Source organism: Xenorhabdus bovienii SS-2004 (assembly GCF_000027225.1).
Taxonomy (GTDB): domain Bacteria; phylum Pseudomonadota; class Gammaproteobacteria; order Enterobacterales; family Enterobacteriaceae; genus Xenorhabdus; species Xenorhabdus bovienii_C.
This window is the reverse complement of record NC_013892.1, coordinates 3138539-3164302: the sequence shown is the minus strand read 5'-3', so window position 1 is coordinate 3164302 and position 25764 is coordinate 3138539. Positions and strand designations below refer to the sequence as shown.

The window sequence follows — 25764 nt, the reverse complement described above, 5'->3', positions numbered from 1 at the left end:
AAAAATAAAAAGAATATTAAATAAGATAAATTTTCCTTTTATTTTTAGCATCACAAATATGTTATATACATTAATTTTCCGCTTATATTGCCAGCGGTGATTGCTGAAATGGTAATCGAAATTATAAATTCATCTTATATTTATTAGGAGTGGTTATGACAACTAAAACTTATGATTTTATCGCGATTGGAATCGGCCCATTTAATCTGGGATTGGCTTGTCTGGTGCAACCGATAAAAGAGATTACCAGCCTGTTTATTGATCAAAAAGCCGGTTTTAACTGGCATCCCGGCATGATGCTTGAGAGTTCCACAATGCAAACGCCGTTCATGGCGGATTTAGTGACATTGGCATCTCCTACCCATCCTTTGAGCTTCCTCAATTATATTAAACAAAAAGGCCGTATTTACTCGTTCTATATTCGGGAAAGTTTTTTCCTGATGCGCAAAGAGTATAACCAATATTGTCAGTGGGCGGCGGAACAACTATCTAATCTGCGTTTTAATACGCAGGTTGAGAATATCACTTATGACGCCTCTACTTCACTTTATACCTTGCATTGCGCTGATACTCTGACTGGGCAAAAACACCAATTTTCCTGCAAAAAATTGGTGTTGGGAACCGGGCCGTCTTCCTATATTCCAAAATGTTGCAGACCGTTTGCTGATCATATGGTGACATCGGGAGATTACTTAGAAAATAAGGCTGCTTTACAGCAGAAGAAATCGATTACTGTTTTGGGAAGTGGCCAAAGTGCAGCGGAGATTTTCTACGATTTGCTTGAGGATATTGATGCCCATGGTTATCAACTCAATTGGGTAACTCGTTCCCCACGTTTTTTCCCTCTCGAATATACCAAGCTAACGTTGGAAATGACTTCACCAGAATATGTGGATTACTTCTATAGCCTGCCGGAGAACAAACGTGAAGCATTGAATCGTTCACAACAGTCACTTTATAAAGGAATTAACAGTTCGCTTATCAATGAAATTTTTGACTTGATGTATACCAAGCGATTGAGTGGGGAATTAGATGTCTCGTTGTATACCAACAGCGAATTGCGACAAGTACATTTTATAGCGGAAAGACAAGGCATCGTAGAAGAACAGAAATTGATACTGGATTTATTCCAGCATGAACAGGAAACGGCATTTTCTTTGGAAACAGAGGGATTGGTACTCGCCACGGGTTATCAATACCAGATCCCAAGTTTTATGGAGGGTATCCAGCATCTTATCCGCTGGGATAAGCAGGGGCGTTATGATGTTCAGCGTAATTACAGCATCGATTGCAGAAACGAAATTTTTGTACAGAACGTCGAGCTTCATACGCATGGTTTTGTGACGCCGGATTTAGGCATGGCCAGTTACCGTAACTCCTGCCTGATTCAGGAAATTACTGGAACGGCACATTATGATATAGAGAAAAGTATTGCGTTTCAGCAGTTTGGTGTTGCTAGTGAAGGAGTATTCTGATGTCTGCCGTTGCTACTATTTCATTTGAAAAAACGCTGCCTGATTTGGGCACCTTTTCATTGCGTCCACTAGATCTGACAGAAGATATTGCTGCTATTACCGATTGGGTTAATCAGGAATATGCCTATTATTGGGGGATGCAAAGTCATACCGAACAACAGGTAAAAACTTTTTATCAAGATCTGTTGAATCGCCAGCCTGATTCTGTCTTTATCGGAATTTACCAAGAGCAGCCTGTATTTTTACTGGAGTGTTATTGGGCGCAGGATGATCAAATAGGAAAATACTATCCAGCCCGTTCGGATGACATGGGAATGCATATTCTGGTTGCGCCATCTGAACAAAAAATCAGTCAATTCACATGGGGAATTTTCCAGACCATTATCGCGTTTATTTTTAAAAATCCTGCTGTGAACAGAATTGTCGTCGAGCCGGATATACGAAATGAAAAAATCCATCGGCTCAACTTGCGGGCTGGCTTTGTTTACGACAAAACTGTGCAGTTATCCCACAAAACCGCAGGGTTGGCATTTTGTACTCGGGAGCAACATCAAATGGCATTACAATCAGCTAAATTAACAGTACCTTCTAACCAGACTCATTCTCTTGTCAGCCATTTACATCCCGCCATCTGGCAGAAGGTTAATCGGCTGCATTTGAGGAAAGCCATTTCTGAATTTTCCCATGAATGTTTACTGTTCCCTGAACAATTGACAGAAAAAGCAGATCAAGACGGTTATCACCACTATCGTTTGGATAATCCTGAATGCTCAGTTAATTATCATTTCAGAGCGCGCCGATTGGCTTTAGATCACTGGTTGATTGATGCTGATTCGTTGCGGAAAATGCAGGCAGGTGACTGGTGCGAGCTGGACTTTATCAGTTTTATCATTGAATTCAAACAACAGCTTGGTATCAGTGATACCGTGATGCCGACTTACCTGGAAGAACTGACGAGCACACTGCATAGCAGTGCATTCAAATATCACCGAAACGGTATCGATGTAGAAGAGCTGGTCAATGCTGATTTTCAGACAATCGAAGCTGAAATGATGGAAGGGCATCCGATCTTCGTCGCTAACAATGGGCGTATCGGCTTTGATGCGGAAGATTTCCACAAATTTAGTCCTGAGTCAGCTTCTGACATGCGTTTGGTATGGTTGGCGGCGCATAAAAGTAAAGCTCACTTTGCTTGTATTGAGCAACTTAGTTACCAACAATTGATGGAGCAGGAACTGGGGGAGGCAGAAATAGCCAAGTTTAACCATCAACTGCTCCTTCTTGGGCTTAATCCAGAAGAATATCTGTTGATGCCATTCCATCCGTGGCAGTGGCAAAATAAACTACCATCCGTATTTGCGCACGACCTTGCCAACCGAAAACTGGTCTATTTGGGGCAAGGAACGGATGTATATCAGGCTCAACAATCGATACGAACCCTGTTCAATCGCAGCCACCCACAACGGTATTACGTAAAAGTAGCATTATCTATCCTCAATATGGGATTTATGCGTGGGTTGTCACCTTATTATATGGCAACAACGCCAGGTATTAATGACTGGCTGTTTGATTTGGTACAAAAGGACGCTGTTTTACAGGGCTATGGTTTTCGGTTGTTGAGGGAAGTTGCGAGCATCGGTTTTAGAAACAGTTATTATGAGCAGGCCATTCATGGTGATACGCCTTATAAGAAAATGATGGCGATGCTGTGGAGGGAAAATCCTCTGCCATTGATTGAACCAAATCAGAAGCTGATGACGATGGCTGCATTATTACATCATGATCAGCAGGGGAAAGCCTTCCTGCCAGCTTTGATATCTGCCTCAGGTCTGCCGAGTCAGGAATGGATACGTCGTTATCTGGATTGCTATTTGTCGCCATTACTGCACTGTTTGTATGCTTACGATTTGATGTTTATGCCACATGGTGAAAATATCATTATGGTGCTGGAGAATCATATTCCGCAATACATCTTCATGAAAGATCTGGCAGAAGAAATTCTGGTCGTAAACCCCGATGCGGATTTGCCAGAAAAGGCCAGCCGAGTGAAAGTCAGTATGCCGGAAGAGATGAAAACATTGACTATTTTATCTGATGTGTTCGATGGTGTGTTCCGCTATTTATCGGCAATTCTTGATGAGCAGGGCGGATATTCGCAAGAACGATTCTGGCAGGCTGTGGCGGATTGCATTCTGGATTACCAATCTCATCATCCAGAATTTAGTAAACAATTTTTGCGTTATGAACTGTTTACGCCAGAAATAAAACGCTGCTGCTTGAACAGATTGCAAATTGCCAATAATCGACAAATGCTGGATTTATCTGATCCCGCACTGAGTTTTAAGTTTGCTGATAATCTGACTAATCCAATTGCCCCGTTTGTTAAGAACATTGCAAATGTTGTTTAATTATCAACTTATCTGTATCTGAAACGATTTAAACCTCATCAGCCACGACTGTCTCTTGATTATAAGTTTGACTCAAGAGACAGATAATTATGATGAGGTTTTATTATATGTTCATATCTCTAAATTTTATTTAGTTAAATAATCTATACTGAAAAACCACCATGCAATTTACTTTGAATAGAGTGGTTAAGTTTAATAATAGATAAGTTATATTAAAATATACGCTAATTTATCTAATGTATAATGAGATGATTTTATAAAAATACTATTTTATTATGATTTAATTTTATGATGAATAATTAAGTTAACAGAATTTTTATAGCCATCGGGTAGACACATCAGTACGAATGCTTCAAGATCTCTGCTAAGAACAGTTCTGCCTCAACAGTTGGAGTTATTATGCAAGGACTTGAATTATATGAAGAGAAAATCGAACGTGACCAATTTCGTGGGGAAATTATTAAAAACAGTAAGTTTTTAAATTGCGACTTTTCGAGTAGCGATTTGAGAGATACTCAGTTTATCGATTGCTAGTTTTATGAGCCAACAAGTTATCTGGGCTGTAATTTCAAACACGCTATGCTGAAAGAGGCTAGTTTCAAAAACTGTGATTTGTCCATGGCAGACTTCAGGTATATTAATGCCCTTGGTATAGAGATTTGCGGGTGCAGGCTTCAAGGCGCTGATTTTCGGGGTGCCAGTTTTATGAATAGGGTGAGTGCCAACATCCAGTTCTGCTCTGCTTATATCACCAAAAGTAACTTAAGTTACACAAACTTTGCGGATGTTATTCTTGAAAAATGTGAATTATGGGAAAACCGCTGGCATGAAACCCATATTCTGGGAGCGAGGCTCAGTGGTTCCGATCTTTCCGGTGGTGAATTTATCTCTTTTGATTGGAATGCGGCCGACTTTACTTATTGTGATCTGACCAATTCTACACTGGGTGAGCTTGATATTCGGAAAGTTGATTTGAAAGGCGTTAAATTAGAGTCTTATCAGGTCGCAGAACTGTTAGAACGAATTGGTATTGTGGTAATGGATTAAGGGATGATGAATTAAATTCTGAGCTTAATTGAACGGGAGCATTCACTCCCGTTGATAAGTAGTCGATCTAAACAGATAGATTAAAGATGAATAGTCCTAATGTGCGCCTCCGCTATCTTTGCTTCCTACGCTAAATGGGGGTTTTGCCATCCATACCAGTAGCACCAAAACCAAAAATACTCCCGCCGCAAGCCAAAAAATTTCGTTGGCAGAGATAATTAACCCTTGATGAGTGATCTGCTTTGCCAGATAAGCTGAAATTTGCTGATCATTCATGCCCAACTGCGTCAACTGCTGATACGTTTGCTGATAATTAGAATCATACGGATTGATATGCTCTGTAAAATAGGAGTGATGCATAGCTTCACGTTGTGTCCATATCGTAGTTGTAATGGAGGCTCCGATTGAACCTGACAATATGCGGATAAAGTTGGACAGGCTGGAAGCTGACGCCATACGTTCCGGTGGTAAACCTGACAAAGTGATCGTGGTCAGAGGCATGAAGAAGCAAGCCATGGCAAATCCCTGAAAAAACTGAGGCCATGCAATCGCGGCAAAATTCATGCCTGGCTCAAATGTATATGCCCGCCAATAGAAACAAACAGTGTAAATAATGAAACTGGCTGTCACGATATAACGCATGTCGATCTTATGGCCATACTTTCCAATGAGCGGTGAGAGCAGTAAAGGCATCAATCCGATTGGTGCGGCAGCTAAACCTGCCCATGTCGCGGTATAACCGAAGACTTCCTGTAATAGCTGTGGCAACAAGACTATCGTGCCAAAGTAAAACATGAAAGCAAGGCTGAGGCACAGTGTACCAATGGTGAAGTTACGCTCTTTAAACAGTGATAGATCGATAATGGGATGATCGTCAGTGAGTTCCCAGACAATTAGAATGGTTAATGAGACAACGGCGATCACGGTAAGAACAATAATTTCAGTGGAGTTGAACCAATCAAGTTCTTTTCCTTGGTCAAGCATGATTTGCAGGCAACCAATCCCAAGGATCAACAGTACTAATCCGACAGTATCTATGGCGTGGATTTCTGTTTTAGTTTCCCTGTTCCGCAGTGTGTGTCTTGCGACAAAGATAATGGCGATTCCAAGGGGAATGTTAATAAAGAAAATCCATCCCCAGTGGTAATTATCACTGATATATCCCCCCAGAATCGGGCCACAAATCGGCGCAACAATGATCACCACAGACCAGAGTGCCAGTGCCATATTTCGTTTGGCAGGAGAATAATTATTCAATAACAGGCTTTGACAAAGCGGAATTATCGGCCCTGCGACCACTCCTTGGATAACGCGAAAGAAAATTAGTACTTCCAAACTGTTGGAGATACCACATAGCCATGAGGAGAAAGTAAAGAGTGCTGTAGACCAAATGAACAGCTTGACCTCGCCAATGCGCTTTGCTAACCAGCCGGTAATAGGAATGGAGATTGCATTTGCAACACCAAAGGAGGTAATGACCCATATTCCCTGTGAGTTTGATGCCCCCAGATTGCCCGCAATCGTCGGTATGGCGACATTGGCAATTGTGGAGTCCAGAACCAACATGAAAGTAGCCATTGCAAGGGAAATGGTCAGTAGCGCCAATTTAGCGCCTGTAAGTGGTTCTCGTGTCACCATAACGTCCCCTTAAAACTAATTTCTTGAATGACTATTAATGACGTCATTAATTATTTTATTGGCAGGAGCCATATCGATCGTCAGTGCATTCGTGTGATAAGCGGGATGATGGCGTTCAGAGGTTGCCAGTGTCATTTTACGGGTATCTGCTGTATCTACTGTGACTTTTGTCGATAACCCAATACGCAGGGGATACTGCTTTAATTGCTCAGGATCCAGCTCAATACGGACAGGCAAGCGTTGAACAACCTTAATCCAGTTACCGCTGGCGTTTTGGGCGGGTAATAGAGAAAACGCACTACCGGTTCCCATATCAAGGCCTGCTACTTTGCCAGTATACACGACACCATCATTGTAAAAATCGCTGATGATTTTTACTGGCTGCCCGATACGCATGGTGGCGAGTTGGGTTTCCTTGAAATTGGCTTCAATCCACATGTTGCTGGCAGGGACGATGACCATTAAAGGTGTTCCTGAATTAATGCGGGAGCCTACCTGAACATGACGCCGAGAAACATATCCATCAACAGGACTGACAATTTTAGTCCTCTGCAAGGCTAGCCAGGCATCACGAACCCCGGAAGCGGCTTTTTCTACCGCAGGTTGTTTATCCAGTGGAGTATCCAGAATGGTGGCCTGATTGCTGTTGTACTGCGCGATTGCTACATCCAGATCAGCTTTGGCAATCGCGACACTCTCACGCGTATGTTGCAGCTCTTCTTTACCAATGACTTCCTTAATACCGAGTATTTCCCTGCGGTTTAGATCGTTTTGTGCCTTGCTGAGAGCAATCTTTTTCAGGTTGATGACGGCTTGATATTGTTGATTATCGAGTATGCGCTGGTGGGTAGTTCGAACGGCTATAGCTAACTCATTTTCGGCTTTTTTCAGTACCAGTTCAGCATCAAGGGGATTGAGTTGTACGAGAACACTGCCGCTTTTTACAAAATCGGTATTGTCAAAATAGACGGTAGTCACGCTGCCAGTGACCTGAGACATGACCTGTACCTGATTTCCTGTCACATAGGCATTGTCGGTTTCCTGATGATGACGTAAAACGAGGAACCAATAAACAGTATAAGCGGCACCAAGGATAAGAAAGAGTAAAGTCAGTAATATGATTATATTTCGGCGCTGTCTTTTCTTATTGCGGCCTGTAGCTGTCGGGGATTTTATTTCCTCTTTGATATTCATGGCGAATCTCCGTGTTTTTCTTGTTGAACTTGCTGTTTTTTAAAACCACTGTAGACAGAACACACCTCCAGTAGTGTGCATTTACACTACTGGAAAGGGTGAATTACATGGATTCAAATATTATCTGAGGATAATAGTCAGCCATATGAAGTATCAGATGATACAGGCTAGCAGAAAAGATTTTTTAGGTCATGTTGCCATAACACGTTTTTCTTGATGCGAACTGTTCGGTACAAATAGAATCACTTTTTAAAACAATCCCCGATATTATCCAATCGAGCCAATAATTTTCTCATCAATTTCTCTAACTGTTTTTGTTCCTCCTGTTCAAGCGCAGACCAAAGTTTAATCAGGCAGTCATGTTGAGGTGGAAGTAAACTATTTAAGAAATCTGTACCTTTATCTGTTAGATGAAGATGGAGGCAACGACGATCGTTATGGCTCTCTTTTCTTTCTATCCAGCCTTGCTTTTCTAATTCATCAGCAATTCGAGTTGCGTTTGTGCGGGAAGAACCCAATGCAGCACTAAGTTCTGATGGCTGAATGCTACGACTTTCTTTGGTATCCAGGATCATCAGTGCCATAAACAAGGTTTCATTGATTCCTTGCGCTCTCAGCATGTTATTACGATTTTCCAGTAATTTACCCTGGACATGCATCGATAAGCGAGTGAGTAATATCTCTTGATAGGGCAAACTTTTGTTCAACTCTTTTTGCTGTGTAACACGGCAATTAAGCAACTCTTCAGTGGGAGTGAATGAACTTTCCATTGTTTAGATACCTTATTAGTTTCAACCGGTAAAGTAACTTCTGTTAAAAACCCTACAAATACTATATTAAAAGTTAAATTTAGCAATTGTAGTTATTTATTATCATCATATTTCTTTTGATATTGATACCTAATTCATAAATACCTTGAATGTTAATCCAAAAACAGTGGCTCCAGACAGTGTGGCAATGCTGATACTTCGTGTTTTATAGAACAGTAAACAGATAGTCAGGCTGCCGATCAAAGTCGGAAAAAATTTATTATGTTCGCGTATGACTTCAGGAATACCTGAAACAATAAGGAGCGAACAAATTGATGCAATACCAATACTATCCAGTACAACCCCAGTATTTCCCGCTTTGGTCATAGGCGAGCGATTGACACCAAAGCGCAAGGGTAGATAACGGAATAAAAAATTGGCTACCCCTACAACAATACCGATTAGAAGTATTCTATTATCAATCATCAGTTTTATTCTTATTCAACTGTGTGGTGTGAAATTGAAGAAGTGCTGCCAGGCAACCACCCAAAATTCCCGCAAGAATGGCAATCGGGATGGAAAAGTATGTGACACCTATCAACGCACCCGCCAAAGACGCAGTAACGCAGTAGCTATTTTGTTTTTTGACAGATGCCAATAAAAAACTTAAAAACAGGGCTGGAAGCATAAAGGTCATGGCGGCTTCAACGGCTGGATATGAGTCCAGATAACCATTTCCCAGTAGGGAGCCTGCTACGGTTCCGAGTACCCAAGATAGCCATGAACACACAGCGATCGCGACCATCCAGTTTTCACTCCAGCTACGCTGGTCTTTAATCAATTTAGCGGTCGCTGCGGCAAAAACCTCATCAGTCAGACCAAAAGCCCAGATCGCAGTTTTCTTTTCTGATAATTTTTGTTTGATGCGATAACGCAGAGCTGGGCCATATAGAATATGGCGGATATCCATCGCCAGGACGGTCAAAGCAGAAACCCACAAAGACATACCTGCACTAAGCAAAGCGGTGATGACAAATTGGCTTGCCCCTGCATAAATGACACATGAAAAAAATATGGCTTCGAGGGGAGCAAAGCCCAGCTTCACGGCACTCAGGCCAAATGCGAAGGCGATGGGAATATAGCCAATGGCAATGGGTAAGCTATCAATAATGCCTTCTGAGAACGAAGAAATTTTGTTCGGAATGGGAGGCTCAGGTATCGATGCACCAGATTTTGGGATATCGGGCACAGGTTTATCAGGTATTGGCATGGAACTGACTAGTTTTTTTGTTAATAGGTGAAACAACATTAACAAAATATGGTGAAAGTGAAAATATAAAATATATAAATTATTTAATTAATATTATTAAGTCCCGTGTTTTTGATAGGTTTTTAGCAGTATGGAGATAAAAGCCATAAATTTTTGTTAATGAATTTACAACTATTTTTTAAGAGTTCAGGATTAGCTTGTTTTTTGGTCAGTCGCTTTTCTGGCAGCCTCAAGCCATTCATCAACGATTGTCTGGTGTGCTCTGAGCCAACCTTCAGCATGGTGCTCAATATCGATTTCAGAAACTTTATCTCTGTGCATGCGCAGATTTTGCGCGTTGATATCAGCAACTGGCAATTTTATAACAGCAAAAAGCATTGCAGCCGCCGGGTTTTTCTCTGCCCAGATCTTGTTTGCCACAATATGCATAGTACTGGGAGGAAAACCATAGTTGCGGCCATTTGGCAATTGGGTATCAACCACTTCGTCATCATTGAGCGCAGAGAAGGGAACCTGTAGCCATATCACATCCGTATCTAGTTTCAGTACATCACTGACCCAGTAAGGTGTCCACGTGTAATAGAAGATAGGTTTGCTTTCTCGATAGCGAGCGATTGTATCAGCCATCATAGCAGCATAGTTCCCTTGATTATGTTCGACGGTATTCTCCAATCCATAGGCTTTTAGTTGGCTGTTAATTGCCTTTTCGCATCCCCAACCGGGGTTACAACCGGTTAAATCTGCCTTACCATCTCCATTGCTGTCAAACAACTTAGCAAGTTGGGGATCTTGCAGTTGTGCGATATTGGTGATGCGATATTTTTCTGCCGTTTTTTTATCAATCAAATAACCTTGAACAGCATTTTCAACATATGTTCCTTTGCGATAGAGTTTTTTATCACCACCTGCGGCTTTGTATTGCGAGTTATGAAGGGGAACCCAATTAACGGCCATGAATGTGGCGTCACCAGCGGCAATGGAAGCATAGGCAACATTATAATCGACTTCTTTGATGGGTTTGATGTCATAGCCGAGTTTTTCCAATACCTTGCAGACAATTAATGTCTGGAAAGTTTCTTCGCTGATGGTGCTTTGAAGCGGTTGTACACTGATGCCCTGACCGGGCAGTTCAGAGGCAAATAGCGGTATGCTCACTAATGATGACAGGGCTAATCCCAAGATCGTATTCTTATTCATGATTTTTTTACACCGAGTTATGATACGCATAGTGTTTCCCTCCGTTATTTATCGGTTTGAGTGTTATTGTCACAGGAGGACTTTTGTGCCCATTTTCGGGCAAAAAGTGTGATGAACAGCCCTATCGGCCCCGAGTGATACCAAAGTCCTCCTCTGGCACGGTTGTTTTTCCCTAGAGATTGGGTCAGGCGATCAAGGATAATGGCAAGAATAACAATTCCTGCGCCCCCAACGGCTGCCAGCCCTATATCAAGACGGCCAATTCCGCGCAATACCATCTGCCCCAAACCACCAACGGCTATCATGGAGGCAATGACGACCATGGAGAGTGCCAACATCAATGTCTGATTCACGCCGGCCATAATTGTAGGCATAGCAAGGGGAAGCTGAACTTTGAACAACATTTGGCGTGGACTTGCACCAAAGGATTGGGCTGCCTCGATGAGATCTGCCGGAACTTGTTTGATCCCTAAAATTGTCAGGCGAACAATGGGCGGCAAGGCAAAAATGATCGTGACCATGACCCCAGGCACATTACCGATGCCGAACAACATCACAATAGGAACGAGATAGACAAAAGCTGGCGTTGTCTGCATTGCATCCAGCAAGGGGCGGACAATTCGGGCAACCCGTTCATTGTGTGCTAGCCAGATAGCGAGCGGTAAGCCAATGAGAATGCAGAACAGCAGAGCCGTGAGCACCAGTGCCAGTGTTATCATGGCTTCAGACCATGCACCAATAGCACCGATCAGGATCAGTGAAATGAAGGAAGTGACCCCCATTCCCGCTCCTGTAAGCTGCCACGCAAGCAGTGCGAAAATCAGAATAGTCACGGGAGCAGGCATGGAAATCAGAAACTGTTCAAACCCAGTTAAGATAAAATCCACCGGAATACGTACACCCTGAAAAATAGGCCGGAAATGCAGGACGAGCCAGTCAATAGCGTGGGTTACCCATGAATCAAACGGAATCAATTTATGCTGAAAAGGCGCCATAATATTGAAGTGTTCTGATGAAATCTCAGTTGCGGAAGTATCCAGCCAATCATTATTTGATGATGGATCGACTGTGGCACTATTGATCCAAGGATCACTGAAGGTTGCCTGATCAGATGCTGTCTGTAGGGTTTTACTGCTCATTCGGTGTTTCCTTATCTAAAGCCTGTAACAGGATCCCTTTGGAAATGACACCTAAATAACGGTCATTATCACCCACAACAGGAACAGCACAGGGGGATTGCGCCACGATAGATATCAATTCATGCAGCGGCATATCAGCCGAGACGGCGGCGGGTTCTTTCAACGTGGCATATTCAATCGGTTGCTTTTCTGTCAGCGCTTTTTGTAAAGAGCAGACCGAAACCACGCCAATAAATTTTTGGCCTTTTTCGATCAGATATCCATAATTCCTGTCTTCATCATCCAGAACTTTCAGAGCCGAGCGAGGGCCAAAACCTGTGGCTATATGGAGCAGAGCTTCATGCCGACGACGAGCAACATCTTTTGCTGAGAATACATGGCTAATATCTACACCTCGGAAGAACGTTTTGACGTAATCATTGGCAGGATTATTCAGGATCTCATCAGGTGTACCCACTTGTACAATGATGCCCCCCTGCATGATCGCAATGCGATCACCAATGCGCATTGCTTCATCCAAGTCATGGGAAATAAAGATAATCGTGCGCTGGTGCTCGCCCTGCAGACGTAGTACTTCGTCCTGCATTTCGGTGCGGATCAGAGGATCGAGAGCAGAGAAGGCTTCATCCATCAACAGAATATCGGGATCATTGGCTAATGCTCTAGCTAACCCGATACGCTGTTGCATACCGCCGGAAAGCTCATCGGGATATGACAGAGCATAGTTTTCCAGATTCACTTGTTTCAAGGTTTCAAGTGCCTTGTAGTGACGCTCTTTTTTGGGAATACCGGCAAGTTCCATCCCAAACGCGGTATTTTCCAGAACATTTAAATGGGGCATGAGTGCAAATGACTGGAAAACCATACTGATTTTACTGCGGCGAACCTCCCTCAGTTGGGTGTCTGAAATAGCAGCAATATCTTTTCCATCAATGATAACCTGACCTCTGGTGGGTTCTATCAGACGATTGAGAAGGCGTACCAGCGTAGATTTACCTGAACCGGATAACCCCATGATGACAAATACTTCGCCTTCTTCAATGGCCAGATTGGCATTTTGCACTCCAATCGCCAGACCGGTTTTTTCAAAAATCTGTTCCTTGTTAAAACCGGATTCTAATAACTTAAATGCGGGTTCTGGATGATCTCCGAATATTTTATATAGATTTCTAACTTCGAGTTTAATTGTCATGCAATAAATATTTTCCGTTTGTTAATGATATATTTTCTTTATTACTCCGAATCATTTTTTTCACATATCTACCCTAGCACACTGAAATATGTTGACAACCCCTTGTTTAGAATTATTAATCAAATAGACATTTATTATGGCGTAATGTTTGTGACTGCAATTTGATTTTTAATCTTTTTTAAGAAAGTAAATATGTAATGATAAAAACGTATTTTAGGTGGCATTAGTGATATATATATCTGTTATATAATTGTTTTTTATTTTTTTTGATGTGTCGATTTTTGAAATATTGCAGGAAATTTGAATTAATCTGTATTTTGATTTCACTGGCAATAAAAATATTGGAATAAATAAGATATTTTAATTTATTATGACAGCTTTCACTTACTCTAGCCACATTGTTATCTATATCTATGCTTTGGGAATTCGTTACCGTACTGCAACTTGAAATTTATTAGACACAGTATAGTAATTACTTAAATATCTCATCAGACAGATCTTGCGTTGTAGAGGAGGCAGACAAAATTGTACCGAACACAACTGTGTTTGCCATAAATGATAACGCTTCTGGTAAAATTACTTTCTGAGTATCGCTGTAGCTAATAATAAAAACTAACATCTTTGTATTATATTCGGATAATCTATTTATGAAATAAATACAATATACGTTGTCTTTTTTTATAAAAGACACTATATATAGTATCTTTATCTTTTTTAATTGAACCTCATTAAAAATAGGGTGTTCAATTAGATTGGCAATCCTCTGATTTTTATTGTCAGAGGGCGGAATGGTTTCTTTATCAAATTGTCAGATGTGTAACTGAATTCATCATTGCAAATTGATGAAGGAGAGATTTAGGCTAGTATAGAAATTATTAACAATAAATTAAATGGAGGTAGTTTATGTATCATCATTACCTGAATACTCCAGAAGGCTTTCCTAAGCCTTATGTACATATCACTGCAGATGATGAAGGAGTCACTAGCATCTACTTTGTTAATGAAAAGAAAGAATTAGAATCTAAAAACACGATTACTAAGCAGTGTGTAAAAGAGTTACAGGAATATTTCAAAGGAAAACGACATACATTCACGGTTCCTTTGAGCATGAAGGGAACAGAATTCCAGAAGCGAGTCTGGCAGCAGCTCTGCAACATCCCTTTTGGCGACATGTGGAGTTATAAACAATTGGCATTGACTTTGGGATCCGTTAATTATTGCCGTGCTGTAGGAATGGCAAACTCACGTAATCCCATTTCCCTGATTGTACCTTGCCATCGAGTGATTGGGCATGATGGTAAGTTAGTCGGCTATACTGGTGGGCTGGATATCAAAGGATGGCTGCTGGAACATGAAAAGAATAAAAAAATTAAAGCTAAACAGAGTTGAACAAAATACTAGTTTATTTATGAAATAGCTACTAAAGTATAAAATAACTTTATGAAATAAAGCAAAACGTGCGTTTTTCACATTTTGTTATATATTTCGTGATCTACGTTACAGACAGTAGACTATATTATTGTTGTACTGTGTGTGATACAGAGTTTGTGTCTTATTTATTAAAGGTAAGTTTGATGTCAAAAATTAAAGGTAACGTTAAGTGGTTTAATGAATCCAAAGGATTCGGTTTTATCACTCCAGAAGATGGTAGCAAAGATGTTTTCGTACACTTTTCCGCCATTCAGTCTAATGGTTTCAAAACTTTGGCTGAAGGTCAAAGAGTCGAGTTTGAAATCACTGAGGGTGCGAAAGGTCCATCTGCTGCAAACGTTGTCCCAATCTAATTTCTATCCCCGTATTTTGAAAACCCGTTTATTACAACGGGTTTTTTATGTTTTTAAGTTCAACTTGATTTAGAACCTACTCATCCACAGAAGCCCGTGGTTAGCATCAATTACCAAACTGGATCAAGATGTGTGGCCTTATTAAAATAAGCCAGTCCCAACCCAATGATAAATGCCCCAACGCAGTTAGCCGTCAGCGTACCAACGGCAAGAGGAGTAGAGGCATTATTCAGGCGGAGACTAATTAACCAGCGTAATACACTGCCCAAGCCACCACCTATAAATACAGCAAAAATAATATTTATCATGATGGTGACGGTAGGTAGGTTATTTGACTTCCATGCCTTTGGCCTGCATATCAGCATGGTAAGAGGAGCGGACAAATGGACCACAGGCAGCGTGGGTAAAGCCCATCTCCAGTGCTGCTTCTTTCATCTCGTCAAATTCAGCAGGGCTGACATAACGCTGGACAGGCAGGTGATGGCGACTCGGCTGTAAGTATTGGCCTAATGTCAGCATGGTGACGCCATGACGACGTAAATCACGCATCACTTCTAAAATTTCTTCGTTGGTCTCGCCCAATCCCACCATCAAACCTGACTTGGTTGGGATATTTGGATGAGTTTCCTTGAATTTTTCCAGTAGCTTCAACGACCACTCGTAGTTAGCACCCGGGCGAACCTGACGATATACCCGTGGTACGTTTTCCAGATTGTGGTTAAATACATCAGGTGGTGTGGCTGTCAGAATTTCCAGCGCACGATCCATACGTCCACGGAAATCAGGTACTAGTGTTTCGATCTTAATTGATGGATTTTTTTCGCGAATGGCAGAGATACAGTCGGCGAAATGCTGTGCGCCGCCATCACGCAGATCATCACGGTCAACAGAGGTGATCACGACATAACGCAGAGCCATATCTTGAATGGTTTGCGCGAGCTTAGTGGGTTCATTGGTATCTGGTGCAGTCGGGCGGCCATGTGCCACGTCACAGAATGGGCAGCGACGGGTACAAATCGCACCAAGGATCATAAAGGTGGCTGTTCCGTGGTTAAAGCACTCGGCCAGATTAGGGCAGGAGGCTTCTTCACAGACGGAATGCAAGCCATTTTTGCGCATTGCAGCTTTGATGCCCTGAATGCGGCTGGAATCCGCAGGAAGTTTGATTTTCATCCACTCAGGTTTACGCAAGAGTGCTTCACGTTCTGTGGCCACTGTTTTTACAGGGATCAGAGCCATTTTATCTGCGTCGCGATATTTAACACCGCGTTCCATCTGAATTGGTTTACTCATAATCGTGCCGGTTCCAGTTATATTCTTCAGATTTTGATTTATTGTCTAATCCCTATGTCAGAGCCATCAGATCAATAAATCCATTCAATTTTTTTTGAAAAATGTTAAAAAATTATATCATCTTTCATTGATTAGTTGAAATCCCAAGATCCGGCAGAATTTTTCCACCAGAACAGGTTGTACATCTTCAACAGTGACCTCTGCTGCGAGGTCACTGAGTTGAGTCATCTGCATTCCCGCATAACCACATGGGTTAATGCGTAAAAATGGCTGTAAGTCCATTGCAATATTCAGTGCCAGACCGTGGAAAGAGCATCCTTTACGGATACGCAGCCCAAGTGAACATATTTTGTTGTTCTGGACATAGACACCCGGAGCATCTGGACGGGCATGCGCTTCTACACCAAAATGAGCCAAGGTTTCGATTACGGCATTCTCGATTGCCGTCACCAACTGACGCACACCAATTTTTGCCCGCTTTAAATCGACTAAGACATACATGATCTGTTGCCCAGGACCATGATAGGTTACTTGGCCGCCCCTGTCGGATTGAATAACGGGAATCTCACCTGGCGTAAGCACATGCTCGGCTTTACCTGCCTGACCTTGCGTAAACACTTTTTCGTGCTGGACGAGCCAGATTTCATCAGATGTTTCCGCAGTACGTTGCTCAGTAAACTGGTGCATAGCATCAGAAACTGGTTCGTAAGGCTGGATACCCAACTGGCGTAAAATAACGGTGTTATGTTGCAATGGAAACTTCATCATTCGTTAACAAAAAATTATCCGCCAGTATAACGCCCTAAAAGGATTCCCACCAGTTTGAGAATGCTTTAATGCACTAATATTGTTAATTAGACGAATATATTTAAATTTTATATTATGATGGTTATATATTTCGATGATTTCTCCTTTAATCTCTGTTTGAGCTAACAGATGGTCAGAAAAAACCAACTCCTGATTGTGGGGCATCTTTGTAGTTTTCTGGTGCTCCTTTACAGCCTCTCTATGTTGCTGCCTATTTTTGTTGCACTATTTTATAAAGAAAAAAGTGTGTTTGCCTTTTTTGATACGTTGCTCATTGGATTGAGTATCGGAAGCGTTGGTTGGTATTTTACCCGCAAAACCAAAGCACAACCCAGTACCCAAGATGGATTTCTTATTATCGTGCTGTTCTGGCTGCTCTTTTCGCTGCTCAGTGCTTTGCCTTTTGTCCTTGATAAAAGCCTGAATATCAACCTTGTGGATGCGGTGTTTGAAGGTGTGTCGGGTATTACAACGACAGGAGCAACGGTACTGAATGATGTGTCTGCATTACCCAAGTCTATGCTCTATTATCGTGCACAGCTTAATTTTATTGGTGGATTGGGAGTTATCGTACTGGCTGTTGCGATTCTGCCATTGCTCGGTATTGGTGGGGTAAAACTCTATCAATCAGAAATGCCTGGCCCCTTTAAAGAAGAGCGCCTGACCCCTCGCCTTGCCGATAGTGCTAAAAGTTTATGGCTGGTTTATCTGCTGTTGGGCGCTTTATGTTCGGTGAGTTTTAAAGTAGCGGGAATGTCGTGGTTTGATGCCGTTTGTCATGGAATTTCGACCGTTTCTTTAGGTGGATTTTCGACCCGCAATGAAAGCCTTGGTTATTATGACAGTGCCGCTATTGAAATGGTGGGGGGTATTTTCTCGGTATTGGCGGCAGTCAACTTTACGCTCTATTTTGTTGCACTGACACGCAGAAGCCTAAAACCACTATTGAAAAATGCCGAACTGAAATTTTTTCTGCTGGTACTGGCGGCGGTAGTTTGCATTATCTGGCTGGAGTTATATCGCTCGGGTATGTATGGTGTGAAGGAAGCTTTCGTTCATGGTTTTTTCATGACCAGTTCCATGATGACCGATAATGGTCTGGCGACTTCAGATTATGCCCAATGGCCCTCTCACACGATATTGATGCTATTGGCAGTCAGTTTCTTTGGGGGCTGTGTGGGATCGACGTGTGGCGGTATTAAGGCACTCCGTTTCCTGATTCTGGCAAAGCAGAGTATCAGCGAAATTAATCAACTTGTTCATCCGAATGCCATTTCAACGATTAAAGTTGGCCAGTCTTCGGTTCATGAAAGGGTATTGCGCTCCGTCTGGGGTTTTTTCTTTTTGTATGTTTTTTTCAGTTGTTTTTTTATCTGGGCATTGAATTTGTTGGGTTATGATTTAGTAACCTCGTTTGCTACCGTTGCGGCCTGTATCAATAATATGGGAGTCGGTTATGGCGCAACCGCGCAAGGTTTTGGTGATCTTGATGCTATCGCGAAATGGATGATGTGTGCGGCCATGTTATTGGGGCGTCTTGAAATTTATCCGATCCTGATCCTCTGTTCGAAGGCATTCTGGCGTTTTTGAGGTGGCAGTAAACACGAGCGGGTTGTGTTTGATATATAGTTGATCATATTGATTCAAACTATCAAAGAAACTGCATCAGTATTTGCTTCAGGGACGTCATTTAGATCGTTCATTAATCAATTTCATGGCGTATTGGTCGAAATCTTCATCCGAGGATGATCACGCATGATTTGATGAGTTTCACCATGAATTGTGGCTTTTAAAATGCCCCGACTGGGGCATTAAATACTTAATCAATCACGTTGTGGCTGTTTAATCACAGAACCACTCGCACCAGCTCCAAATTACCCAACTCTTCATACAGCGTTTCAACCTGCTCAATATGTGTGGCATTGATGGTGATGGAAACCGAGTGGTAATTGCCTTTGCTGCTTGGTTTCACCACTGGGGAGTAATCGCCCGGCGCATGGCGCTGAACCACTTCAATAACTTGATCCACCAGCTCAGGTTGAGCTAAACCCATCACTTTGTAAGTGAATGAGCAGGGGAACTCAAGCAGTTCATTTAATTTTGTTTTCATGGGCACTCCTAGTTTACTTGCCACGGCAATGTGGTAGTTTTTGCCGTGGCGTGATTATTTTCTAACAATTAGTGACTAATATAAGGTTCAATGCTTACCTTTCAAGGGATCAACCAAACCAATGATGGAACATCAATTTGATGTAATCGATCATACGGCTGAAGAAACCCCCTTCTTTGATTTCCTGCATCACGACCAATGGACGTTGTTCAATGGTTTTACCATCAAGCTGGAAGTTGATAGTACCGACGACTTGATCTTTGGCGAGTGGGGCATGTAATTCGGTATTGTTCAATACGTAGCTGGCTTTCAGATCTTTCAGGCGGCCACGAGGAATAGTCAGATAAACATTTTTATCGACGCCCAATTGTACCTTATCAGCATCACCAAACCAGACTGGCTCTGAGGCAAATTCTTTACCTACCTGCAATGGTGAGACCGTTTCAAAGAAGCGGAATCCCCAAGTCAGTAGTTTTTTGCTGTCGGTTTCACGCCCTTTGAATGTTGGGCTGCCCATGACAACAGAAATTAGGCGCATATTACTTTCGGTGGCGGAAGAAACAAGGTTGTAACCGGCGCCACTGGTGTGGCCGGTTTTGATGCCATCCACATTCAGGCTTTTATCCCATAGCAGCCCGTTACGGTTGGGTTGATGGATATTGTTGTAAGTAAATTCTTTCTCTTTGTAGATGGCATACTCATCCGGTACATCACGGATCAGAGCCTGACCAATCAGTGCCATATCATGGGCAGAACTGTATTGGCCTGCTGCATCTAGGCCATGGACAGTCTCAAAGTGTGTGTTTTGCAACCCTAGATTCTGCACATACTTATTCATCAGGTTGACGAACGCATCTTGACTGCCTGCGACATAGTCAGCCATTGCGACACAGGCATCATTACCGGATTGCAGGTTGATACCACGGGATAGCATGGCAACAGAAACCTGATCACCGGGTTTCAAAAACATCAGTGAGGAGCCTTTAAACACCGGATTGCCCGTTGCCCAAGCATCCTTACCGACGGTAACGGTGTCATTCGGACCGATTTTCCCTGATTTGATGGCTTGACCAATCACATAGCTGGTCATCATCTTCGTCAGACTGGCGGGATCACGTCGGATATCTGAATTCTTTTCTGCCAATATCTTACCTGAGTTGTAATCAATCAGAATATAGGCTTCTGCATCGGTTTGTGGAACGCCGGGGATCATGGTTTTGAAATTATCATCCGTGTTAGCGAATGCAGAAGCGCTGGTAGCCAGAGCGATGCCTAAAGTGGCATTTTTAATAAAACGGGAAGTAACTATGTATTTCATGATTGATTAGGTAGCATCCGTGAGAAAGGGATTGATAATAAGCGACATAATAACAAATGATAAAAAAGCTGACATTAAACAAAATTGAGTGAGTTGAAGGTTTACACTTTTTTACCCGGTTGTTTTTTTATCCACCTGCTGATATTGACGGAATTGTCGAATATCAGCAGGTGATTGGCTAATCAGGGGGCAACAATAAAGGAGGATTGATGCATCTGGTCAGTTAATTTCTTTTGTAGTTCCGTTGCTTGCTGGCGACTGAGAGGCCCCAGTTGAACGCGATAGATATTACTAAATTGCATAACACGGCCCTGTACATTAAAGCGCTGGCTTAATGATTGTTGCCACTCTTTGGCTTTCTGTTCAGAACTGATGGCACCAACTTGTACCATGAAACCGCCCGTTGATGTGGCGGCAGATTCAGGTATAACGGGGGAAGTCGCAACAGGTTCAGTCTGTGGCTGCAATATCCATTTTGTCTCTGATTGCTTTGGTGCAGATGGTGTTCCTGCGGACGGTGAAGTGAGAAACGGATTTTCTGTATTCCCAGACAGATTCTGCTCAACAGCAGGTTGGCTCACCGTATTTTGCTCTGCGATATTTTGTTCAGATGGGCTGTCCATCATAGCTGGTGCGCCAATATCGGGTCTGTCAGGTAAAGCATAACTTTGTTTGACGATAATCGCGCCTTCTGTCCCCAAGCCAGAAATTGATCCATCAGGTGCAACTTGAATTCCATCCAGTTTGACTCTGCTTTGTGGCATCAGGTTCAGGCGTTCCGTCGTTGCCCGCGATAATTCAATGATTTTGCCCGGCTTATTGTAAGGGCCACGGTCATTAATTCTGACAATTATCATGCGCCCGTTGCTCAAATTAGTGACCCGCACATAGCTTGGAATAGGTAATGTGGGGTGCGCAGCCGCTAAAGCATAAGGACTAGCCCGTTCACCAATTGCTGTCAGTTTTCCATTCGCTTCTTCACCGAACCCACTGGCATAACCCGTCTGGGTGAAGTTAGCTGAGTCCTGCACGATGCGATAGGTTTGCCCATCCCTTTGATAGTCTTGGTTGGCACTTGGATGATAAGGCTCATATTGAGGTTCTGCACCCAATACCTCACGGGTTGGAACAGGAGGAATGGAGGAGTCCTCCCTTTTATTACCTGTTGTTGTACAGCCTGATATCAGTACAGCCACGATGCCGAGTATAAGCCATTGTTGACGCATGAAACCTCTTCCTTATAAGCTTTTGGACAATAACTTGCGATGCGTATGTATTGACATAATAATGCCGAATCCTGCCATTAAGACAATTAATGCCGAGCCGCCATAGCTAATCAGCGGTAGGGGAACGCCGACTACAGGCAGGATACCGCTCACCATGCCGATGTTTACGAAGACATAGACAAATAGAATTAGTATTAAACCACCCGCCATCACCCGCCCAAAAGTATTTTGTGCTCTGGCGGCAATAACCAAACCCCGCATGATGAGCAGCAGATAGAGAGCCAGCAAGACAAGAACACCCACCAGCCCCAGCTCTTCAGAGAGAACAGCGAAAATGAAATCCGTATGGCGCTCAGGTAGAAATTCCAATTGCGACTGTGTTCCTTGCAACCAGCCTTTGCCAAATTCCCCTCCTGAGCCAATGGCGATTTTGGACTGGATGATGTGATAGCCCTTACCCAGCGGATCACTTTCAGGATCCAGCAGCATCATGACTCTGGCACGTTGGTAGTCATGCATTAAAAAGAACCACAATATTGGAAGAAAACAGGCAATCAGTAAAATGGCAATGGTGATTAACCGCCAGTTCATTCCTGCCAGAAACAGAATGAATACACCAGAGGCGGCAATCAGGATAGAAGTTCCCAAGTCTGGCTGTGCGGCGACTAGTAGGGTAGGCAAGAATGTCAGAATCAGTGCAATCCCCGTATTTTTCAACGAGGGAGGGCAAAGATCACGGTTCATGAAACGGGCAACCATCAAAGGAACGGCAATTTTAGCAATTTCCGATGGCTGGAAGCGCACAATGCCCAGATCCAGCCAACGTTGCGCACCCTTACTTATTTGCCCAAAAACATCAACAAGGATTAGCAGGAACACGCATCCAATATAAAGATAAGGTGCCCAGTTCTCGTATATGCGTGGCGGGACTTGAGCCAAGACGATCATGACTATCAGCCCCATGATAACTTGCCCGGCTTTACGTTCCATCATGTCAACGTCTTGTCCGCTGGCGCTCCACATAATGAAAAGGCTGTAGACTAGCAATGCTAGAATGCACAGCAGCAGTGGGATATCGATATGTACTCTGGTCCAGAAAGGAACCTTTTTCTGAGAGTCTGTCATGGCGTTACTCAATTAGCTTGTGTTCCGGTTACGGCCGGAGCTGCAACGGGAGTGATGCGCTTGCTATCCTTGATTAAAATATGATCCAGGATTTGACGGATTATCGTTCCAACCGCAGGTCCTGAGCCGCCGTTTTCCAGAATAATAGAAATGGCAACTGTTGGGCTGTCATAGGGCGCGAAGGCTATCATTAGTTTGTGGTCACGCAGATGTTCTGCCAGTTTGCTTGCATTATAGGTTTCATAGCTGAATACTTGTGCGGTACCTGATTTTACGGCTGCTTTGTATGGTGTACCGGCAAAGAACCTGCGTGCGGTGCCGTTTGGGGCATTGGCAACACCGTACATGCCATCTTTGGCAATTTCCCAGTAGCCTGAATGGATATCACCAATCGAATGATTTACAGGAGGTTGGTAAGGATGCATTTCGCCATTCACGCGAGTCCCCAGCAAGAAATGTGGCGTTTTTACTTCCCCATCATTGATTAATGTCATCAGAGCCTTCACCATTTGCATAGGGGTGGCTGTCCAGTATCCCTGACCGATGCCGACCGAAATGGTGTCACCTTGATACCACGGTTTTTTATAGCGTTTCACTTTCCATTCTCGGGTTGGAATGTTGCCGGGAGTTTCCTCCCTCAAATCAATACCCGTAAATTGACCATAACCAAACCTTGACATCCATTCGGAAAGCCGGTCGATACCCATATCATAGGCTACTTGATAGAAAAAAGTATCTGACGATTCAACGATAGCTTTATGCACATTCAGCTTACCGTGTCCCCAGCGTTTCCAGTCACGATAACGTTTTTCTGAACCGGGTAGCTGCCACCAGCCGGGATCGAATATCGTGGTATTCTTTGTGATGATATCGCTACTCAGTGCCGCAGAGGCAATAAAAGGTTTGACCGTTGATGCCGGTGGGTAAGCCCCTTGGGTTGCGCGGTTAATTAGCGGACGGTTAGGATCGTTGAGCAGATTTTTATAATCCTTACTGGAAATCCCATCCACAAACAGGTTGGGGTCATAGCTTGGGTTCGATACCATTGCCAACACTTCACCAGTACGAGGATCAGTGACCACGACAGCAGCCCGGCTGGTTGTCAGGATTTGTTCAATATAGTTTTGCAGACTCAAATCTATCGACAGGTAAACATCTTTACCTGCCTGTGGGGGTTGTTCATGTAACTGTCGGATCACTCTGCCACGGTTGTTGACTTCAACTTCTTCATAGCCGGGTTTGCCGTGCAGAGTTGATTCATAATAGCGCTCAATGCCCAGCTTACCGATATCATGGGTAGCTGCATAGTCAGCGAGAATACCCTCTTTCTCAAGTCTTTCTACGTCCTTATCATTGATTTTGGCGACATAACCAATCACGTGGGTGAGAGCAGAACCAAAAGGATACTCGCGACGCTGATAGCCTTTGATTTCCAGTCCTGGAAAACGATATTGGTTGACGTAAAACCGGGCAACCTGTACTTGGTTCAGGGATGTTTTCAAAGGAACGGAGGTAAAACGACGTGCGCGTTGACGTTCTTTCTTGAAGTTTTCTATATCTTCATCGGTCAGATCAACTATGGCGCGCAATTCATCCAGCGTTTTGTCAAGATTATCGATTTTCTGTGGAATGATTTCTAATTGGTAAATAGTGCGGTTAGTGGCTAATGGTGTTCCATTACGATCATAAATGATACCCCGACTTGGAGCAATGGGAACGAGCTTAATGCGGTTCCCATTTGAGCGGGTCTGGTAATCTTCGTGGCGAATGATCTGGAGATTATAAAGATTGGCAATCAGAATTCCCGTTAAAATGATAATGCCAATGAACGCCACGAGTGCGCGGCGCATAAAAAGGGCTGATTCAGCCGTATGATCGCGAAAAGGGGTTCGTTTATTCTTCATCCCATTGCCAGAATTCACGGTGATAGATTACCCAATTTATTCCCGATGGTAGGGGTGATTAGTCGTGATACTCCACGCCCGATAAAGGCTTTCAGCAACCAGAACCCGTACCAGAGGGTGTGGCAGCGTCAGTGGAGAAAGTGACCAACTTTGCGCTGCGGCAGCTTTGCAGGCCGGAGCCAGACCTTCTGGGCCACCAATAAGCAAACTGACATTTCTGCCGTCTTGTTTCCAGCGTTCTAGCTGTTGTGCTAACTGTGGGGTATCCCAATGAGATCCGGGAATATCCAGTGTCACAATGCGATTGCCTTTGCCGACAGCCGACAGCATTTGTTCGCCTTCTTTTTCAAGAATACGTTTGATGTCGGCATTTTTACCTCGTTTTCCTGCTGGGACTTCAATCAGCTCAAAAGGCATATCCTTGGGAAAACGATGCAAATAATCGATAAAGCCGGTCTGAACCCAGTCCGGCATTTTTGTTCCTACAGCGACCAATTGTAACTTCAAACTCAACTCCAGAGTTTTTCCAGTTCATACATGCGACGGCTGTCTTCCTGCATGACATGTATCATTATTTCGCCGAGGTCAACGACTATCCAGTCTGAGATGCCTTGCCCTTCAACACCCAGTGGCATAATTCCGGCTTCGCGGCAGTCATCAACCAGATTGTCTGCCACTGACATCAGGTGACGGGTTGATGTGCCTGTGCAGATAACCATGCAGTCGGTAATACTGGATTTTCCACGAACATCTATAGAAACAATATCCTGTGCTTTGGAATCTTCAAGTTTATCAATAACAAATTTTTGTAGTTCTGTGCCTTGCAAAAGGATCACCTTAATTTCATCAAATTGGTTGAATAATGCAGAATAATAGCATGCCAATCTC

22 protein-coding genes and 2 pseudogenes are annotated in these 25764 nt (G+C 43.1%); 6 read left to right on the top strand and 18 right to left on the bottom strand.

Going from position 1 to position 25764, the window contains the following annotated elements; all coding sequences use genetic code 11:
• The first annotated feature begins 155 nt into the window (after positions 1 to 155).
• The 3 genes and pseudogenes from XBJ1_RS13750 to XBJ1_RS13740 all read left to right on the top strand — a co-directional run bounded on the left by XBJ1_RS13750 (position 156) and on the right by XBJ1_RS13740 (position 4930).
• Positions 156 to 1475, top strand: a complete 1320-nt coding sequence (locus XBJ1_RS13750; protein ID WP_012989612.1) for a lysine N(6)-hydroxylase/L-ornithine N(5)-oxygenase family protein — start codon at positions 156 to 158, stop codon at positions 1473 to 1475.
• Positions 1475 to 3883 carry a GNAT family N-acetyltransferase gene (locus XBJ1_RS13745; RefSeq protein WP_012989611.1) on the top strand — a complete coding sequence of 803 codons (2409 nt, stop codon included), beginning with the start codon at positions 1475 to 1477 and terminating at the stop codon, positions 3881 to 3883. Before XBJ1_RS13750 ends, XBJ1_RS13745 begins: the two co-directional genes overlap by 1 nt.
• A 399-nt stretch (positions 3884 to 4282) precedes the next feature.
• Positions 4283 to 4930: pseudogene (locus tag XBJ1_RS13740) on the top strand (Qnr family pentapeptide repeat protein).
• 96 nt (positions 4931 to 5026) lie between these two features.
• Here XBJ1_RS13740 and emrB read toward each other — a convergent pair.
• From emrB to proV, 8 genes are all read right to left on the bottom strand, one after another.
• Positions 5027 to 6568, bottom strand: a complete 1542-nt coding sequence (gene emrB, locus XBJ1_RS13735; RefSeq protein WP_012989608.1) for a multidrug efflux MFS transporter permease subunit EmrB — start codon at positions 6566 to 6568, stop codon at positions 5027 to 5029.
• Between the two features lie 15 nt (positions 6569 to 6583).
• The gene (gene emrA, locus XBJ1_RS13730) at positions 6584 to 7762 is read right to left on the bottom strand and encodes a multidrug efflux MFS transporter periplasmic adaptor subunit EmrA (protein WP_012989607.1); all 1179 of its coding nucleotides are present in this window, start codon (positions 7760 to 7762) and stop codon (positions 6584 to 6586) included.
• Between the two features lie 242 nt (positions 7763 to 8004).
• Complete coding sequence (mprA, locus tag XBJ1_RS13725) at positions 8005 to 8532, bottom strand: transcriptional repressor MprA (RefSeq protein WP_012989605.1); 528 nt, start codon at positions 8530 to 8532, stop codon at positions 8005 to 8007.
• A 129-nt stretch (positions 8533 to 8661) separates the two neighbouring features.
• Complete coding sequence (gene ygaH, locus XBJ1_RS13720) at positions 8662 to 8994, bottom strand: L-valine transporter subunit YgaH (protein WP_173346423.1); 333 nt, start codon at positions 8992 to 8994, stop codon at positions 8662 to 8664.
• On the bottom strand, positions 8990 to 9781 hold the full coding sequence (locus tag XBJ1_RS13715) for an AzlC family ABC transporter permease (RefSeq protein ID WP_012989602.1): 792 nt from the start codon (positions 9779 to 9781) through the stop codon (positions 8990 to 8992). Before XBJ1_RS13715 ends, ygaH begins: the two co-directional genes overlap by 5 nt.
• Positions 9782 to 9973: 192 nt before the next feature.
• Positions 9974 to 10978 (bottom strand): glycine betaine/L-proline ABC transporter substrate-binding protein ProX, encoded by a 1005-nt coding sequence (proX, locus tag XBJ1_RS13710; RefSeq protein WP_038199179.1) that lies wholly within the window; start codon positions 10976 to 10978, stop codon positions 9974 to 9976.
• Between the two features lie 44 nt (positions 10979 to 11022).
• Entirely contained in the window at positions 11023 to 12117 is a 1095-nt protein-coding gene (gene proW, locus XBJ1_RS13705) for a glycine betaine/L-proline ABC transporter permease ProW (RefSeq protein WP_012989600.1), read from the bottom strand.
• Positions 12107 to 13309 (bottom strand): glycine betaine/L-proline ABC transporter ATP-binding protein ProV, encoded by a 1203-nt coding sequence (proV, locus tag XBJ1_RS13700; RefSeq protein WP_012989599.1) that lies wholly within the window; start codon positions 13307 to 13309, stop codon positions 12107 to 12109. Before proV ends, proW begins: the two co-directional genes overlap by 11 nt.
• Positions 13310 to 14212: 903 nt before the next feature.
• On the opposite strand from proV, the gene XBJ1_RS13695 reads away from it, so the two are divergent.
• Positions 14213 to 14698: a methylated-DNA--[protein]-cysteine S-methyltransferase gene (locus tag XBJ1_RS13695; RefSeq protein WP_012989595.1), complete on the top strand. Its 486-nt coding sequence runs from the start codon at positions 14213 to 14215 to the stop codon at positions 14696 to 14698.
• 185 nt (positions 14699 to 14883) lie between these two features.
• The gene (gene cspE / locus XBJ1_RS13690) at positions 14884 to 15093 is read left to right on the top strand and encodes a transcription antiterminator/RNA stability regulator CspE (RefSeq protein ID WP_012989594.1); all 210 of its coding nucleotides are present in this window, start codon (positions 14884 to 14886) and stop codon (positions 15091 to 15093) included.
• Between the two features lie 113 nt (positions 15094 to 15206).
• On the opposite strand, the pseudogene XBJ1_RS13685 reads toward cspE, so the two are convergent.
• The 3 genes and pseudogenes from XBJ1_RS13685 to lipB form a co-directional block, all read right to left on the bottom strand.
• Positions 15207 to 15401 (bottom strand): annotated as a pseudogene (locus XBJ1_RS13685) (CrcB family protein); the annotation flags it as partial.
• Positions 15402 to 15420: 19 nt separating this feature from the next.
• The gene (gene lipA / locus XBJ1_RS13680; protein ID WP_038180165.1) at positions 15421 to 16386 is read right to left on the bottom strand and encodes a lipoyl synthase; all 966 of its coding nucleotides are present in this window, start codon (positions 16384 to 16386) and stop codon (positions 15421 to 15423) included.
• A 117-nt stretch (positions 16387 to 16503) separates the two neighbouring features.
• Positions 16504 to 17151 (bottom strand): lipoyl(octanoyl) transferase LipB, encoded by a 648-nt coding sequence (gene lipB, locus XBJ1_RS13675; protein WP_012989591.1) that lies wholly within the window; start codon positions 17149 to 17151, stop codon positions 16504 to 16506.
• Positions 17152 to 17322: 171 nt separating this feature from the next.
• Here lipB and XBJ1_RS13670 point away from each other — a divergent pair, with 171 nt between their 5' ends.
• Positions 17323 to 18783 carry a TrkH family potassium uptake protein gene (locus XBJ1_RS13670; protein WP_012989590.1) on the top strand — a complete coding sequence of 487 codons (1461 nt, stop codon included), beginning with the start codon at positions 17323 to 17325 and terminating at the stop codon, positions 18781 to 18783.
• Positions 18784 to 19039: 256 nt separating this feature from the next.
• Here the strand turns inward: XBJ1_RS13670 and ybeD are convergent, their stop codons facing one another.
• The 7 genes from ybeD to rsfS all read right to left on the bottom strand — a co-directional run bounded on the left by ybeD (position 19040) and on the right by rsfS (position 25712).
• A complete protein-coding gene (gene ybeD / locus XBJ1_RS13665) occupies positions 19040 to 19303 on the bottom strand; it encodes a DUF493 family protein YbeD (protein WP_012989589.1) in 264 nt (87 codons plus the stop codon).
• Between the two features lie 109 nt (positions 19304 to 19412).
• The gene (dacA, locus tag XBJ1_RS13660; RefSeq protein WP_012989588.1) at positions 19413 to 20621 is read right to left on the bottom strand and encodes a D-alanyl-D-alanine carboxypeptidase DacA; all 1209 of its coding nucleotides are present in this window, start codon (positions 20619 to 20621) and stop codon (positions 19413 to 19415) included.
• A gap of 182 nt (positions 20622 to 20803) precedes the next feature.
• Positions 20804 to 21847 carry an endolytic peptidoglycan transglycosylase RlpA gene (gene rlpA, locus XBJ1_RS13655; RefSeq protein ID WP_012989587.1) on the bottom strand — a complete coding sequence of 348 codons (1044 nt, stop codon included), beginning with the start codon at positions 21845 to 21847 and terminating at the stop codon, positions 20804 to 20806.
• A 12-nt stretch (positions 21848 to 21859) separates the two neighbouring features.
• Complete coding sequence (gene mrdB / locus XBJ1_RS13650; RefSeq protein ID WP_012989586.1) at positions 21860 to 22972, bottom strand: peptidoglycan glycosyltransferase MrdB; 1113 nt, start codon at positions 22970 to 22972, stop codon at positions 21860 to 21862.
• 8 nt (positions 22973 to 22980) lie between these two features.
• Complete coding sequence (gene mrdA / locus XBJ1_RS13645; protein WP_038199163.1) at positions 22981 to 24876, bottom strand: peptidoglycan DD-transpeptidase MrdA; 1896 nt, start codon at positions 24874 to 24876, stop codon at positions 22981 to 22983.
• A 36-nt stretch (positions 24877 to 24912) separates the two neighbouring features.
• Positions 24913 to 25383 carry a 23S rRNA (pseudouridine(1915)-N(3))-methyltransferase RlmH gene (rlmH, locus tag XBJ1_RS13640; RefSeq protein ID WP_038199161.1) on the bottom strand — a complete coding sequence of 157 codons (471 nt, stop codon included), beginning with the start codon at positions 25381 to 25383 and terminating at the stop codon, positions 24913 to 24915.
• Positions 25384 to 25385: 2 nt separating this feature from the next.
• Entirely contained in the window at positions 25386 to 25712 is a 327-nt protein-coding gene (gene rsfS / locus XBJ1_RS13635; protein WP_080516005.1) for a ribosome silencing factor, read from the bottom strand.
• Positions 25713 to 25764 lie beyond the last annotated feature (52 nt).

Bases quoted from the DNA above. Each gene is read 5' to 3' on its own strand.
- XBJ1_RS13715 (WP_012989602.1), bottom strand. From the start codon at position 9,781: ATGCCAATACCTGATAAACCTGTGCCCGATATCCCAAAATCTGGTGCA.
- XBJ1_RS13750 (WP_012989612.1), top strand. From the start codon at position 156: ATGACAACTAAAACTTATGATTTTATCGCGATTGGAATCGGCCCATTT.
- dacA (WP_012989588.1), bottom strand. From the start codon at position 20,621: ATGAAATACATAGTTACTTCCCGTTTTATTAAAAATGCCACTTTAGGC.
- ybeD (WP_012989589.1), bottom strand. From the start codon at position 19,303: ATGAAAACAAAATTAAATGAACTGCTTGAGTTCCCCTGCTCATTCACT.
- XBJ1_RS13745 (WP_012989611.1), top strand. From the start codon at position 1,475: ATGTCTGCCGTTGCTACTATTTCATTTGAAAAAACGCTGCCTGATTTG.
- XBJ1_RS13695 (WP_012989595.1), top strand. From the start codon at position 14,213: ATGTATCATCATTACCTGAATACTCCAGAAGGCTTTCCTAAGCCTTAT.
- proW (WP_012989600.1), bottom strand. From the start codon at position 12,117: ATGAGCAGTAAAACCCTACAGACAGCATCTGATCAGGCAACCTTCAGT.
- cspE (WP_012989594.1), top strand. From the start codon at position 14,884: ATGTCAAAAATTAAAGGTAACGTTAAGTGGTTTAATGAATCCAAAGGA.
- lipA (WP_038180165.1), bottom strand. From the start codon at position 16,386: ATGAGTAAACCAATTCAGATGGAACGCGGTGTTAAATATCGCGACGCA.
- emrA (WP_012989607.1), bottom strand. From the start codon at position 7,762: ATGAATATCAAAGAGGAAATAAAATCCCCGACAGCTACAGGCCGCAAT.
- rlpA (WP_012989587.1), bottom strand. From the start codon at position 21,847: ATGCGTCAACAATGGCTTATACTCGGCATCGTGGCTGTACTGATATCA.
- mrdB (WP_012989586.1), bottom strand. From the start codon at position 22,972: ATGACAGACTCTCAGAAAAAGGTTCCTTTCTGGACCAGAGTACATATC.
- XBJ1_RS13670 (WP_012989590.1), top strand. From the start codon at position 17,323: ATGGTCAGAAAAAACCAACTCCTGATTGTGGGGCATCTTTGTAGTTTT.
- emrB (WP_012989608.1), bottom strand. From the start codon at position 6,568: ATGGTGACACGAGAACCACTTACAGGCGCTAAATTGGCGCTACTGACC.
- lipB (WP_012989591.1), bottom strand. From the start codon at position 17,151: ATGAAGTTTCCATTGCAACATAACACCGTTATTTTACGCCAGTTGGGT.
- mprA (WP_012989605.1), bottom strand. From the start codon at position 8,532: ATGGAAAGTTCATTCACTCCCACTGAAGAGTTGCTTAATTGCCGTGTT.
- mrdA (WP_038199163.1), bottom strand. From the start codon at position 24,876: ATGAAGAATAAACGAACCCCTTTTCGCGATCATACGGCTGAATCAGCC.
- proX (WP_038199179.1), bottom strand. From the start codon at position 10,978: ATGAATAAGAATACGATCTTGGGATTAGCCCTGTCATCATTAGTGAGC.
- proV (WP_012989599.1), bottom strand. From the start codon at position 13,309: ATGACAATTAAACTCGAAGTTAGAAATCTATATAAAATATTCGGAGAT.